Here is a 13,486-nt window from a genome sequence, read left to right on the forward strand (position 1 = left end):
TGTAACGCTGACCTGGAAATAGACGACCGGTCTATTATTTGATAAAATAGCCACCATGGTGACCAAAAAGTCAGATCTAACGCGCAACCACATCCTGATGACAGGACGTGAGTTGGTGCTGCGCAAAGGTTACGGCGGGACGGGGCTCAAGGAGTTGCTTGATCACTGCCAGGTGCCCAAGGGGTCTTTCTATTACTACTTCGCCTCCAAAGAGGCGTTTGGTTGCGACATGCTGTCGCAATACTTTGGCGGTTACATGGAGCGGATCGAGACACTGTTTGCAAGTGAGGGCAGTGGCTATGAGCGCTTGATGCGGTACTGGCGCGCGTGGATCGAGCAGGGAGCGGAGGGATTGGCGGACCGCTGCTTGGTGATCAAGCTGGCAGCCGAAGTGTCAGATCTGTCCGAGGACATGCGGCAGGTTCTGAACGAAGGGGTTGAGCGCCTTGTGGCCCGTATCGCTGCCGTGATTGCCGAAGGGCAACGCGATGGATCCATCTCCTCGACCGAAAAGCCGGAAACCATGGCGCAGTCGCTCTATGCCCAGTGGCTAGGGGCGGCGATTCTCTCCAAGCTCTCCAAACACCACGGTCCTATGCAGCAAGCGCTACGGCAAACCGAAGCGATGTTGCCTCTGACCGTCTCATCTCAAGAATTGAAAAACGAAAGAACAATGAATGCGTAGTGCCATCCATACCCAGTTCGGTGAGCCGGCTGACCTCTTGCATCTTGCCGAGATGGAGATCCCCGAACCAGGCGCAGGTGAGGTGCGCATTCGCACCTTGCTTTCGCCTATCCACAACCATGATCTCTGGACGGTGCGGGGCAGCTATGGCTACAAACCGTCGTTGCCCGCCATTGGCGGCAGCGAAGCCGTCGGCATTGTGGAGGCATTGGGCGATGGGGTTGCTCCGGAGATGCTCCATCGCCGCGTGGCGGTAGCTTCCGTGCATGGAACCTGGGCAGAGTATTTCTTGGCGCCTGCTGCGGGGCTGGTTCCCGTTCCCGACGCCATAAGTGACGAAGCCGCGGCGCAACTGATTGCGATGCCTTTCAGTGCCATCTCGTTGCTTGAGTTCCTGAATGTCAACGCAGGTGACTGGATCATCCAAAACACGGCCAACGGAGCAGTTGGAAAAACGGTGGCCATGCTAGCCAAAGCCCGTGGAGTGCATAGCGTGAACTTGGTTCGCCGTGATGCCGGAATCGAAGAGTTGGCGGCGCTGGGGATCGCCAACGTGGTTTCGACGGCCAAAGAGGGTTGGAAAAAGGGGGTGCACGACCTCACAGGTGGCATGCCTTTGCGGGCTGCTGTGGACTCCATCGGAGGTACTGCCTCTGGCGACTTGGCGGAGTTGCTTGGCGAAAAGGGTCTGTTGGTTTCATTCGGGAGCATGAAAGGGGAACCAATGCAGCTGTCTTCTGGCAGCCTGATCTTCAAGCAACAAACGGTCAAAGGATTTTGGGGTAGCAAGGTCAGCGCGGCCATGCCCGGTGCGCAAAAAGCGCGGCTCGTCGGCGAGTTGTTGCGTTTGGTCGCAAGTGGGGAGCTAAAGCTCCCTACACAAGCGGTGTTTTCACTTGAGAACGTTTCTGAAGCTGTTCAGGCCTCTTTGGCACCAGGCAAAGCTGGCAAAGTTTTGTTGCGCCCATGAAATTAGGTCGAGTTTTTTGGCTGGTGGTTGATGCCAGTTCGGTTTTGACAAGATACCGAACTTTTTATTGCCGTGCGTGCACGGTGGAATGGTTGTAAGCGTTCGTCACGAAGCTACCGATGATCAGCCCGGAGTTGGCACACTGGTAAAGCAGGAACCGGGGCGAACTCAGACTATTTACCAATAGGATTCACCAAGCCAGCGTAACTTGCAGGGTGTCGACGTAGGTGCCAGACGTCATACCGTTGGTGCTGGTCTTGTTGATCCGGCCATAAACCGGCAGGTTCACTGCGGCGCCGGTACCGGGCAAGGTCACGTCCAAAGCGGTGGCGTTGGCGGGGTAGGCGGTGGTCAAGGCGGCGTCGCTGTAGACCTCATAGGGCAGGTAGCTGGTACCCAGCTTCATGGCACGTGAGCCGGTGCCGATGCTGCCGCCTTGGCTAGCGTTGTTGCCGCCGCTGTTCGCTACATGGGAAATGTCCTAGATTCCGTCCAGATGTTCGAGTTCCAAGAAGGGGGAATCGCTCGAATGCGCCTTCAGCGTAACCCCGAGAAACTGGTGCATCTGTCGCTCCCACTGCGCCCCATGCCCTGAGGGGGCATTTCACCTCTTCCCGTTTTAGAACACACCGGCTCGCACGAGGCGGAAAAAAACTGTGCGCGCAGTGTCACAACTTCATCGGCTCAAACGTCTTAGGGGAGTGGGCCGCGATGTGACGCCCACGTTACAGTAAAGGAGAACGTGATTGGGGACAAGGGATCCTCGCTCCATCTGCGTCGCACTGTCGGCGTTAAGCCGCTTTAAGCCGCAGCGTCACTCTGGGCTCAGGCTTACCCAGTGGTCGATCACACGACCCGGGCTGTTTTTGTATCACCCCAGCCGGCGACATTCACCCGCCGCACTGCGAGCCTTCATCGACTGCCTGTTGGACAGAGATTTAGCAGATGAACCTCGCAAACCTCGGAGAGTTAGCGCCAACGCGGTTTTGACCCGTGTCCCCAGTACTGCCTGATCCTTCTTATCCGTAGGACGTTGAGCGTTTCGAAGATTGTGCGCTGCACGGACATGGTCGTCAGACGGCCCGTGCCAGGTCAGAAACGCATTGACGTCAACAGTCAGTTCGCTTGGATGAATTCTGCGGTGCCAGCTACGTACATATGCAAGTCCAGCGGCCGCACCTGCCAATGAAATGCAAACGCCCGATAAGGGGCACCGGGCGTTCATCACCACTCAGGCCCAACCGGGCCTTCCCGTCTCAGCAGCGTGTTCCTGCAGGTAGCAAACGCGAGATGGCAGAAATATCCCGAACGTCGACTATGCCGTTCTGATCGACGTCCGCAGCGGACACGAAACCTGGCTGACCCGCGCGCTTGCCGATGGACGCCGTTGCAGCCGAAAGATCTGAGCACATGACGGCGTTGTCACCGTTGACATCCCCGTAGACGTAGGGCTTGGTGTCGTACGCGTACAGTCTGACATTGGTACCCATCTCTGGACTCGCTGCCGGCATAGCGACGAATCCACCTATAGAGCCCTGCCTTTGGCTGATTGCATTACCGGTATCCCTGTTCGGCGTATTACCGCCTTCTACTTCTTTCAATACGTAGTGCTGGTTGGTGGCACCTCTACCTGTGTACAAGAACATCTTCGTCACGCCGGTTTGCTGGTCTATAGGCGAGTGGAACCACACAGCCTGATCGAGCGCTTTGTCAGCGATTTGCGAGCCCTCTGCGCCATTCTGTTGTCTTGTGATGAGCGAATGACGATCACTGGCGATGGTTCCAGTTGCGCCATTCCCCCTGAAGACGACGTGTGGATAGACATTGGTGCCGTGGATGAAGCTCTGCATCGTGTACCCGTCTTGAGCTGCATACGGCCCTGCAGCGGGGCTCTTCACCTCCTCGAACATAAACTTGAGGTTATCCTGTGCCAAAGCCGGTTCACTTTCCGGCGCATTCGTATTCCTGAAGGGGCGAAGGGTTCCGTCGCTGTTCAACAGGACAGGCGTACGTGAAAGCGATTCAGGCGCGTCGGTTGCTGCGGGTTTCGTCCGGTTCGTCAGTGCATAGGCTTTTGTCACGCCATTTTCTTGGACGATTGAGTCAGCAGATACCACCATGTAGGTTCTGCCAGGTTCGATTCTCTTCACCAGCCGCCAGGCTTTCTCTGTCGTGGCATCCTTGTTCAATCGCAATCCGGAAGGGTTGGTGATCAGCTCCTGCGAATTGAGGATAAGCGTGCTGCGGCCATGTTTCGGTACCGGCTTGAATTCGGCGCCATTGGAAATCTGCAACGCTCCGTCATTCCCATTGACGGCCTTGTACTGCTGGAGCCTGGTCGCACCATCGCTGAAACGCACTTCGGCATAGGAGAATGGTGCTTTCAAGGCGGCGGTGTTCTCAAACCATGAGACGGCCATATTGCCGAAACTCAATACGAAAGTAGCTGTGTTTTCGACTCCAGCACTTTTATAGGCGGCTGCCGGATCAGCTCCTCGTGCTTTCACCGTCACGTGGCAGGGCTTGCCAGGGATAACAGCGCAATCCGACGGGTTGTACTTGATGCTTTCAACCGTGAACCCAGCCGGCAGAGAAACGTTCGAGGCGTTAAAACTGACTTTCTTTGTGGTGGTGGGCACATTGATGTCGAGTGCCGCATGGGCATACTTTCCACCCCATGTCCTGGTGTTAAAAATCTCGCCAGCGTAGGTTATCGTTGCCGTTACACCATTCACCGGCAAGCCTGCATCGATGAGGTACTGATCCGGATTCGCAACGGCCCAGTAGGCTTCCTTGGGCTGACCGACAGCCGACCATGGGTAGCCGTTGGTGTGGTAGCCTGGGTCTGTCATACCCCACCATGTGACTCGGTGTATGCCCTGTTTGTACTCGGGGTGGCGCCCACCGGCACCTCCGGCGTACTCCTTCAGCAAGTTAAACATCTTTGCGTAGTACACGCCCTGAGCCATGAAGATCTCGTTCATTTCAGGGCCATTCTGAATCCGCTGGCCTTTGTCTAAGCCAAGCAAGGGGGCCACCTCCAGCTCGGTTAGATCGACCTTAACGCCAAGGTCAAGATAGGTCTTAATGGTTTTCTCGAAGGCGTCCAGGTTCAGCCGCATGTCCAGATGCCCCTGTGTTCCTATTACTTCGACAAGTGGTCTCGGTTTTCCATTCGCATCCAGCAGGATCCTGCCCCTGCCTGCAGCGGATTCGGCTGCGTACCTCTCGTTGAACTCTTTGACCATCGACGCGATCGCGTTAGCCTTTGACTCTCGTTCGTTGTCGTTGAAGTCGTTGTAGTTCAGGATCGCCGTCGTGTTTTGACGCATGTGGAAGAAAGCGTCATACATGTAGTCCCAACTGTTGCCGCCTTTGGAATAAGCCTGGGCCCAACGGGCCGGCCGCTCTTCAGGGCTGTAACCGCTGCGCAAGGCGTTTCTCCAGTCAGCCGGATTATCCGGGTTGTCTTTGAATGCCTCGTTCACCACGTCCCAGGCGTAAGTCTTGACTGGTTGCTTGTCGAAATGTCCGCCCACCGTTTTGACGTAAAACTCCAGATTCGTCCTAGCCGTCAAAAAATCCCATGGCGTTTCCCATCGGCCTTCAGGCGTAAGAACATTCGCCGCGGGCCACGACGGTGATTGGTTGTGCCAGATCGTCACATGCCCAACGACCTTGACGTCGCGGACGTTGGCTGCCTTGATATCGTTATTGATGCCTGTTGCGAAGTTGGTCAAGAAATCCGGGGATGTGTTGTTGATGCCGCTCCAAAATTGAGGCTTGAGGGCGTTGTCAGGCGTCACGACGTTGAAGTGTTTCAGCGTCATGGCCGCAGTCGAGTTTTCACCCGGCACAACATTCGCGCCGAAATTGGCTGCATTTAGATTGGTGTTGCCAATCAGGAAATAGTCCTTGTAGACATCTTTCAGTGCCGGCCAATTGGCAGGGTCAGAAGGCCTGTCTGCTGCCAAGGCGCTGGTAGTTGGAAATACCACCGACAGAGCAATACATATAGCACTAAGCCTGAATTTGATAGACATTGTTCTCATCCTTTAACGTGTTCTGCCTACGGGAGACTTCCCGTCGAATGTGTTCCTGTCACGAATTGATCAGCACCACCCAACGGGCTAGAGGGGCGTTCGCCGGATCTTGCGTGCACCGAAAACAGCCAACAGCCCGATCCCTGCAAGCCAGAGGCTGCCCGGTTCAGGAAGTTGCCCGACTTGAACGGCCAGGTCAGTCGTATTGACGGCGATGTCTGTAAAACTTGAGTCGAGAAACAGGACATCGGAGAGACTGAAATTGGCGATCCCGCCTTGCACGGCATCAAATGAAAACGTGGCCAGGTCACCGGAACCGTCCACTCCGTTGACCGGCCCGATCAACGTTCCAAACACAAACGTAATGGAGCCGGTAGCACTGTCGACGGCGCCTTCATAAAAAAAGGTAGACCCTCCACTCGGCAGGAAAGAGCCCTCAACGCCGGTGAAGGCCGTCAGCAAAGACGGATTGAAGTTCAGTGTGAATTGATACGCATACATGTCCACCATGTCCTTTGCACTCACCGTGAGGTCAATGCCGGTTGTCGTGGTTGCAGCTGACATCTGTAGCACCGGTGCAGCATGGAGAGGAGAAAGGAACGCTAATGCCAGCGCGCACACACCGACAACACGAGATGCAATAGCCGTTGGATTCAACATGATGATTTCTTTGTTTGATGGGTTGGCCCGACTGCGCTTGGTTCGGGTAGGAATGAAAAAACGCTTGATGGATGCATGAACATGTTCCATTCACTCGCTAACGAATACACCCACCACATCTCGGCGGGGGCCAAGTACTTTCGAATGTTGTCGGGAGGCCTGCGATGTTGCGCGGTGAGCCTCGCGCGTATGCGAGGGAGGCGTCGCCGTGGACGCCACGGTGTCGGTCGGTGGATCGACGATCAATGGTCAGATGCATGTTTGTCTCCTTTTATGGACGTGCTCAGGCCTGTCTTGTCGCAAGCCTTGTATGCGAATCTAGCAGGCCGAAATAGGTGCATTAGTCAGTCGACGCGGCGCATCGCCAATCACACTTTTCGACCGTGAGCCACCTTTTCTCAACGCGCTTGCCCTCTTGCTGAGGCCGTTCTTGACTGAGCGGAAGGCTAAGTGAAGACCCCTTGCTGGTCCACTGACTTTTTCGTTAGCATCCATTCCAAATGCTAATGAGTCCAGACAAGACTACTTGTAAACCCTTGGTGCTAGCGCAAGTCTCGCGATTGCGTTTCAGGCATCTGCAATTCCTCGACATTCTGGGAAAGACGCGTAATTTGCGTTTGACTGCCGAGCAAATGCACATGACGCAGCCGGCGGCAACAAAGGTCCTGATAGATATCGAGGACATGCTGGAATCGCGTTTGTTCGATCGTCTGCCACGCGGCATGCGGCCAAACGAGTTAGGTCTCTTCGCATTGCGTTATGCGCACGCGGCACTGGACGGCCATCGTAAGTTCGTGGACGAATTCAGTGTGTTGAAGCAAGGGGGGCACGGACATTTGACAGTGGGCGCTATTTCGGGTTCGGCGGCACATCTGCTGATTGCCGCAGTGGCCGAGCTCCAGCGTTTGCGGCCCCTGCTGGTATTGAAGGTTCTGGAGCAGAGCAGTGACCAGTTGATCGTGTGGCTGAGCGAGCGCAAGATCGACGTGATGATCGGACGCTTAACGGATGAAACGCAGCGCAACCAGTTTCAGTACGAAAGACTGACTGGCGAAGGACTTCAGATCACCGCTGGCGTGCACCACCCTTTGCGCGGACCCAATGTGCCAGGGCTCATGGAACTGTCGAACTGGCCGTGGATTCTTTATCCGGCATCCACTGCATTGCGCAAAGTGTCGAATGATATCTTCAGTAGCACCGGTCTCTCGCTCACCTCGGGCATCGTCGAAACGCCGTCGTTTCTGTTTGCGCTAGAGTTGATGCAGAGCACTAACATGCTATCGCTGCAGCCGGCAGCGCTTGTCGATAAGTACGTTCGGCGCGGCCTTCTAACGCGTATCGCGGCCGAGCTCCCCGACCGCATGCCCGACTTTGGCCTTATCACGCTGCAAGGCGAGCCCCCAAGCCCGGCCGCACAAGCTTTCATGGACGTCATCCGGAAAATTGCGGACCACGAAATAACGTCTGGCTCGGATCTTGTAATGGGTAGGTCCTGAAGCAATAAATCTTCTTGTTGTGCCACGTAGTGACACGATGCTTTACGCCTCAGTGAATATTGAAACGCAGTGGCGTTAGAGCCAAATTCCAACAGGACGCAGGGCGAGCATCAACGTTGATAGCACCTACTGTGCAACTACCTGTTCTCTGGATGCCAACTTTGTCGAATTGGTATGGCGCAATTCAGTTCGCTGCTTCTCGAACAACCTTCTCGGAAAGGTTTAATACGCCGTGATCAATCTTCGACGCATCGGGCGTAGCTGAGGTGTCCATACGCAATACGGCCTGATGCAGCGTTTCGCGTAACCATACCAGGCCAGGGTCCTGGCTGCGGTAACGATGCCATTGGATTGCCTGATCCATTCGGTCAATGGCAATAGGTGCGGGGCGAATGGCCAGTGGCCAAGCTGCGGCCATGTAACGCGCTAAACGGGCATGCACAGTGGCAATGTATTCGCTGCCTACAACTAGAGCGGGCAATGCGGCAAAGCTATACGTCGTGACAGGGGTGCGGCGTGTGACACCAAATCGCTGAAGGAACCAAGATTCAAAAGACTCACCCCCGTTGGGTGGGCGCATCACCACATGTTCAGCCTCTAGATAGCGATCAAAGGTCAGTTCTTCTTTTGCTAAACGGCTATCGCGCCAAACGACGCACACGAACTCTTCGTCATACAGGGTTTCGCTGGGGTGATCCGGCGAGGTAAAGCCCGATGGAATGACCAGCAAGTCCGCCTCACCTCGTTCCAATTCCCGCTGGGGATTCACCACCTGCGCAAGAAAGTCGAACTGTGCAGTGCAGCGCTGCTCTGTTGCTAATCTCAGAAGGGTCGGTCCTAGCACCAGTTGGGTGTAGTCGGACACAAAGATGCGAAACACACGATCGCTTTTGCTCGGATCAAAGGCCGGCTGAGCGACGATGGTGCTGTCAATTCTCAGCAAGATGTCGCGAACTGCGTCCTGCAGGCTCTCCGCTCTCGGCGTGATTTCCATCTTGCGGCCGATTTGCACCAGCAGGTCATCGTTGAAGTAATCGCGCAACTTCGCGAGCGAGTTGCTAAGGGCCGAGGGACTCAGGTTGAGACGTTCCGCCGCGAGCGTGATGCTGCGCTCGGTCAACAGCGCATCGAGCGCGACCAACAGGTTGAGATCAAGTTTGTTAAAGCGCATTTTTTATAGAACTACCGAGGGGTAAACCCTCGATCGTTTTGTCTCATCGAATCGTGAAGTTAATGAAAAGGATTTTTCTGAATCATTGTCGCTAGGTAACCTCGCGTCAACTCGATTTCAAGAAGAATCTGGAGACAAACGAATGGTCATAGACCAGGCGGAGGGCGCGCTTTTGCCCGCGTTTTTTGAGCCTCACGTTTTGACGTGCGGCAGGAGCGCAGCATGAGCTCAATTCGGCGGGTTGCCATCGTCGGGGCAGGCCTTGCCGGCCTTGCGTGCGCGGTGGCGGCGACCAGAGCCGGTATTGCCGTTGACGTGTTTGCTGCGGAGTCCATTGGAAGTGCAGAAGTTTTCCATCTGGATGCAGTACCCAATTTGGTGCGTTGTCTGGATCGACTTGGCGTTCTGGGGCAATGTCAAACCAAGGGGTTTGCGTACAGCCGCGCACGCACGACCGATTCCCAAGGTCGAATTTTGGAAAACCTGCTGTTACCTCGTTTGGCGGGCGACGACAAGCCGGCCGGGATGGGTTTGCTGCAGAACGATCTGTTGGGTGTGTTGTGGGCACGAGCGATGCAGCAAGGGGCGCAACTCTATTCCTATACCCCTGCGATCGAAATTGACAGCGGAACGGGCGTCGTGCGGTTAGCTGATGCTGCGACCGTCCAAGTTGACTTGGTATTGCTGGCCGCAGGCTTGAATGGACCATTGCGTCAGGCCATGTTTTCCCATGCGCCCGGCACAACGTACTACGGGCAGCAATGGTGGCATGTGGTTCTGCCTCGTGCACCTGGAATGGACCAACCGACTGTGGCCGTGGGGCCTCGTGGTCAAAAGCTACACGTGGTGCCCATTGCACCGACGAAGGCGGGCCTCACCTTATGTTCATCAATTGCACCAACTTTTGATGGGCAGCCGTATTCGCAGCTTTTGTGCGCCGCGTTGCGCAGCTTCTCCGGATGGCCTGCCGCATGGCAAGACGCGCTCAAAAAGAATCCACCGCTCGTGATTCGACAGGCGCGAGAGGCATTGTTGCCTCCGCCGTGGCATCGCGACCGAGTGCTTGCTGTGGGCGACTGCGCGCATGCCCTGGTGCCTCATTTCGGTCAGGGCCCAGCGCAGGCTCTGGAGGATGCCGTTGTGCTTCAAGAGCTGCTAATGCAGCGTTTGCCTGTGGCGGAGCTCACAGCCGCCTTCACGGCGCGTCGTATCGCGCGGCTTGAGAAGGTACATGCGCTGACGGGGCAAGCCGCACGTTGGGACGAGCACCCAGACCCTTCTACCGATTTACGGACGCTTTCTCAAGCGCTTGCTGCCGTCGTTGCTGCGCCCGCATAGCCCGTCCGCTTGATTCCCACCCCATCTTAAAACCACAACGAGGAGACACATGAACATCGGCCCTTCCCGCAACTTGCGGAAAAACTTCGTGCGGCTGCACCCTTTGGCATTGGCGACGCTGTTCGCGTCTAGCGGGCTGCAAGCTTTCGAACTCGACACCGGCAATCCGGATCTCAAGCTGCGGTGGGATAACACGGTGCGTTACAGCTCGGCATTCCGCATGAAGGACCGTTCACCCGGCTTATCGCAAACGGCCTTTGGCCCCAGCGGCATCGTCGGCCCGAACAATATCAACCAAGACGACGGCGACAACAACTTTGGCCGGGGCAATGTTTCCAACCGGCTCGACCTGCTGAGTGAACTGGACTTGACTGGCCGCGATTACGGCGGTCGCTTGAGCGCGGCGGCATGGTACGACACGGTCTACAACCGCAGCAACGACAACCACACCGCCACAGGCAACCACGTCCCGGCTTCCGCCTTCACAGACGAGACCCGCGACCTCATGGGCCGAAAGGCCGAGCTGCTCGATGCGTTCGTCTACAGCCGATTCGACCTCGCGGGCAAGCCTGCTACGGTACGTCTTGGCCGTCACACCCTGCTCTGGGGTGAAAGTCTCTTCTTTGGCTCCAACGGCATTGCGGGTGGCCAGGCGCCATTGGACTTGGTCAAGTTGCTCTCTGTTCCGAACTCTCAGTTCAAGGAGACCGCACGTCCGACGGGCAAGCTGTCGGGCCAGATGCAGCTCAGCGAAGCGCTGTCCCTGGGCGCCTACATTGGCTACGAATGGGAGAAGACACGTTTGATGCCTGTGGGCGCCTACCTGTCGGCCAGTGATGGCATGGGGCCGGGTGCCGAGCGCATCAACGCCGGGGCAACTGGCGTGTTCCAGCGCCAGTCAGATGTGGAAGCCCGCAACGGTGGTCAGGGTGGCCTGCAACTGCGTTGGCGAGTCGATGCAATTGATACCGACCTGGGCTTCTATGCGATCCGTTACCACGCGACGACGCCGAGCAATATGGTCACCACGCTCAGTGGGTTTTCACCAGCCTTGTCCGCCTCCAGCTACCGCTGGTACTACCACGAAGGGGTCCGGGCATTTGGCACGAGCTTTGCCAAGACCATCGACGAGTGGGCTTTGGCCGGCGAAGCGTCTTATCGCCAGAACTCGCCTTTGTCGAGTTCTAGTCAAGCGACCATTCCAAGCATCGGCGCTGGCAGCGGCTATGACAACAGCGGCAATCCTCCCTACGCCGTGGGAGAAACAGCGCACCTGCAGTTCTCTTGGATTGCCAGCTTGGGGCCGAGCTTCATTTCGCGTGAAGCCAGCTTCGTCGGGGAAGTGGCTTGGAACACGCGCGTGAAGACCACCAAGAACGCGCAAATGCTCAACCCCAACGCAGACAAGAGCGCGACGGCGATGCGCATGGTGTATTCGCCCACTTATCGGCAAGTCGTCTCTGGCTGGGATCTCAGCCCAAGCGTTGGCCTTGGCTATGGCTGGGGCAAATCTTCGGCCGTTGGACCTGGCTTTGGTGTCAACAAAGGGGGCGATTTCAACATCGGCTTGGGGGCGGTCTATCTGGGGAATTGGTTCGTCAATCTGAACTATGTGCATTACCTCGGCAAAGAGGCTCCGACCTTGGACAACGCCAACAACACGCAGTTTCTGCAGTCGCTCAGGGACCGAAATTTCTTGACGCTGTCGATGCGCACCACTTTCTAAATACAACCAAGATGACGGAGACCTATATGTCGAAACGATTCTTCCCGCGCGTTGCCGCATTGAGCCTGGCGCTCTCCGCCAGCTTCACGATGGCAGCGGTGACCGCTGACGAAGTGGCCAAGCTTAAAACCACATTGACGCCGCTTGGCGCAGAAAAAGCAGGCAACGCCGATGGCAGTATTCCCGCGTGGACCGGAGGTTATGCGACAGCGATTCCGGGTGACAAAGCAGGTGGCCGCCGCAGCGATCCGTTCAAGGATGAAAAGCCTTTGTACACGGTCACCGCAAAGAACATGGACCAGTACGCCGACAAGCTCAGCGATGGCGTCAAAGCCATGCTCAAGAAGTACCCTGAAAGCTACCGCGTTGACGTCTACAAGACGCACCGTACGGCCGTGGCACCACAGTGGGTCTACGACAACACCCTGAAGAATGCCACGCGCGCCAAGCTGGATGGACACGCCCTGATTGGGGCGTATGGCGGCATTCCCTTCCCAATCCCGAAGACAGGGGTGGAGGCCATGTGGAACCACAAGCTGGCCTGGCGTGGCGAGTCTTGGGAGGTGCAGATGAATCAGTACCAGATCACTGCCAACGGCAAGGTCGTCCTGACGACGGACGGATTGATTCGCCAGCGCATGCCGTACTACTACGAGGACGGCTCAGTCGACAAGTTCGACGGTTTCTTCTGGGAAATCAACCTCGTGAATGCAGGTCCCCCTATCCGGGCTGGCGAGATGATTGTGGGCCGGCAAAACGTGGTCGAGGACAAGTCGACCTCTTACGTCTACCTCACAGGTCAGCGGCGTGTGCGCAAGCTTCCGAACGCATGTTGCGATACGCCGACCCCCGCTTCGGCGGGTTTGATGTCGTTCGATGAAATCAGCGTGTTTGCCGGCCGTACCGACCTCTTTGAATGGAAGCTGGTTGGCAAAAAGGAAATGCTGGTGCCGTACAACGAAAACCGCTTTCTGCAGGCAAAGGACGCGGACATCATCACGGGCCAACATCTGAATCCCAACCACGTGCGCTGGGAACTGCATCGCGTGTGGGTCGTCGAGGCGACGCTGGCGCCGGGTAAACGGCACCAAGCCCCCAAAGGCATGTACTACCTGGACGAGGATACGTGGCAGGCCATGCTTGGCGACCGCTGGGATGCGAACGGCCAACTGTGGAAGACGCTGTGGTCCTTCAACTACGTGATGCCCGACTTCCCGGGCACCGTGCAGCAAACCTTTGGCTACTACGACCTGCTGTCGGGGCAGGCCTACGTCTCCAACGTGCTCAACGACAAGCCGTACCACCATCGTGCGACCAGCCGTTGGCCCACCGACCTGTTCACCGGCGACGGCTTGGCCTCGCAGGGCGTTCGTTAACACGGCGGGCAAGACATGCTG

General features: G+C 56.7%; 10 protein-coding genes and 1 pseudogene. 7 read left to right on the forward strand and 4 right to left on the reverse strand.

Annotated elements, in window-relative coordinates:
• The first annotated feature begins 55 nt into the window (after window positions 1-55).
• Window positions 56-685 carry a TetR/AcrR family transcriptional regulator gene (locus ACPWMG_RS04975; protein WP_483303553.1) on the forward strand — a complete coding sequence of 210 codons (630 nt, stop codon included), beginning with the start codon at window positions 56-58 and terminating at the stop codon, window positions 683-685.
• Complete coding sequence (locus ACPWMG_RS04980; RefSeq protein ID WP_483303554.1) at window positions 678-1,655, forward strand: zinc-binding dehydrogenase; 978 nt, start codon at window positions 678-680, stop codon at window positions 1,653-1,655. The genes ACPWMG_RS04975 and ACPWMG_RS04980 overlap by 8 nt, the downstream gene beginning before the upstream one ends.
• A 190-nt stretch (window positions 1,656-1,845) precedes the next feature.
• Here the strand turns inward: ACPWMG_RS04980 and ACPWMG_RS04985 are convergent, their stop codons facing one another.
• Window positions 1,846-2,061 (reverse strand): spore coat protein U domain-containing protein, encoded by a 216-nt coding sequence (locus ACPWMG_RS04985; RefSeq protein WP_483303555.1) that lies wholly within the window; start codon window positions 2,059-2,061, stop codon window positions 1,846-1,848.
• A gap of 424 nt (window positions 2,062-2,485) precedes the next feature.
• Here ACPWMG_RS04985 and ACPWMG_RS04990 point away from each other — a divergent pair.
• Window positions 2,486-2,668, forward strand: a pseudogene (locus ACPWMG_RS04990) (hypothetical protein); the annotation flags it as partial.
• A 243-nt stretch (window positions 2,669-2,911) separates the two neighbouring features.
• Here ACPWMG_RS04990 and ACPWMG_RS04995 read toward each other — a convergent pair.
• Together ACPWMG_RS04995 and ACPWMG_RS05000 are read right to left on the reverse strand one after the other, a co-directional pair.
• Window positions 2,912-5,698, reverse strand: coding sequence for an endo-1,4-beta-xylanase (locus ACPWMG_RS04995; RefSeq protein ID WP_483303556.1), 2,787 nt, complete (start codon window positions 5,696-5,698; stop codon window positions 2,912-2,914).
• Window positions 5,699-5,785: 87 nt separating this feature from the next.
• Window positions 5,786-6,448, reverse strand: coding sequence for a PEP-CTERM sorting domain-containing protein (locus ACPWMG_RS05000; RefSeq protein ID WP_483303557.1), 663 nt, complete (start codon window positions 6,446-6,448; stop codon window positions 5,786-5,788).
• A 416-nt stretch (window positions 6,449-6,864) separates the two neighbouring features.
• Here ACPWMG_RS05000 and ACPWMG_RS05005 point away from each other — a divergent pair, with 416 nt between their 5' ends.
• Window positions 6,865-7,854, forward strand: a complete 990-nt coding sequence (locus tag ACPWMG_RS05005) for a LysR family transcriptional regulator (RefSeq protein WP_483303558.1) — start codon at window positions 6,865-6,867, stop codon at window positions 7,852-7,854.
• Between the two features lie 184 nt (window positions 7,855-8,038).
• On the opposite strand, the gene ACPWMG_RS05010 is transcribed toward ACPWMG_RS05005, so the two are convergent.
• Complete coding sequence (locus ACPWMG_RS05010) at window positions 8,039-9,025, reverse strand: LysR family transcriptional regulator (RefSeq protein ID WP_483303559.1); 987 nt, start codon at window positions 9,023-9,025, stop codon at window positions 8,039-8,041.
• 222 nt (window positions 9,026-9,247) lie between these two features.
• Here ACPWMG_RS05010 and ACPWMG_RS05015 point away from each other — a divergent pair, with 222 nt between their 5' ends.
• The 3 genes from ACPWMG_RS05015 to ACPWMG_RS05025 are packed head-to-tail and all read left to right on the forward strand — an operon-like array spanning window position 9,248 to window position 13,465.
• A complete protein-coding gene (locus ACPWMG_RS05015; RefSeq protein WP_483303560.1) occupies window positions 9,248-10,363 on the forward strand; it encodes an FAD-dependent monooxygenase in 1,116 nt (371 codons plus the stop codon).
• Window positions 10,364-10,412: 49 nt separating this feature from the next.
• Entirely contained in the window at window positions 10,413-12,089 is a 1,677-nt protein-coding gene (locus ACPWMG_RS05020; protein WP_483303561.1) for a DUF1302 domain-containing protein, read from the forward strand.
• A gap of 26 nt (window positions 12,090-12,115) precedes the next feature.
• Window positions 12,116-13,465, forward strand: a complete 1,350-nt coding sequence (locus tag ACPWMG_RS05025) for a DUF1329 domain-containing protein (protein ID WP_483303562.1) — start codon at window positions 12,116-12,118, stop codon at window positions 13,463-13,465.
• The last annotated feature ends 21 nt before the right edge of the window (window positions 13,466-13,486 follow it).

It is taken from the genome of Hydrophilobacter chitinilyticus, from assembly GCF_049860745.1.
GTDB lineage: Bacteria > Pseudomonadota > Gammaproteobacteria > Burkholderiales > Burkholderiaceae_C > Rhodoferax_B.

Excerpts from the sequence above, each read along its gene's own strand:
- ACPWMG_RS04980 (WP_483303554.1), top strand. The coding sequence starts at position 678 with ATGCGTAGTGCCATCCATACCCAGTTCGGTGAGCCGGCTGACCTCTTG.
- ACPWMG_RS05025 (WP_483303562.1), top strand. The coding sequence starts at position 12,116 with ATGTCGAAACGATTCTTCCCGCGCGTTGCCGCATTGAGCCTGGCGCTC.
- ACPWMG_RS05020 (WP_483303561.1), top strand. The coding sequence starts at position 10,413 with ATGAACATCGGCCCTTCCCGCAACTTGCGGAAAAACTTCGTGCGGCTG.
- ACPWMG_RS04975 (WP_483303553.1), top strand. The coding sequence starts at position 56 with ATGGTGACCAAAAAGTCAGATCTAACGCGCAACCACATCCTGATGACA.
- ACPWMG_RS04995 (WP_483303556.1), bottom strand. The coding sequence starts at position 5,698 with ATGTCTATCAAATTCAGGCTTAGTGCTATATGTATTGCTCTGTCGGTG.
- ACPWMG_RS05005 (WP_483303558.1), top strand. The coding sequence starts at position 6,865 with ATGAGTCCAGACAAGACTACTTGTAAACCCTTGGTGCTAGCGCAAGTC.
- ACPWMG_RS05015 (WP_483303560.1), top strand. The coding sequence starts at position 9,248 with ATGAGCTCAATTCGGCGGGTTGCCATCGTCGGGGCAGGCCTTGCCGGC.
- ACPWMG_RS05000 (WP_483303557.1), bottom strand. The coding sequence starts at position 6,448 with ATGGAACATGTTCATGCATCCATCAAGCGTTTTTTCATTCCTACCCGA.
- ACPWMG_RS04985 (WP_483303555.1), bottom strand. The coding sequence starts at position 2,061 with ATGAAGCTGGGTACCAGCTACCTGCCCTATGAGGTCTACAGCGACGCC.
- ACPWMG_RS05010 (WP_483303559.1), bottom strand. The coding sequence starts at position 9,025 with ATGCGCTTTAACAAACTTGATCTCAACCTGTTGGTCGCGCTCGATGCG.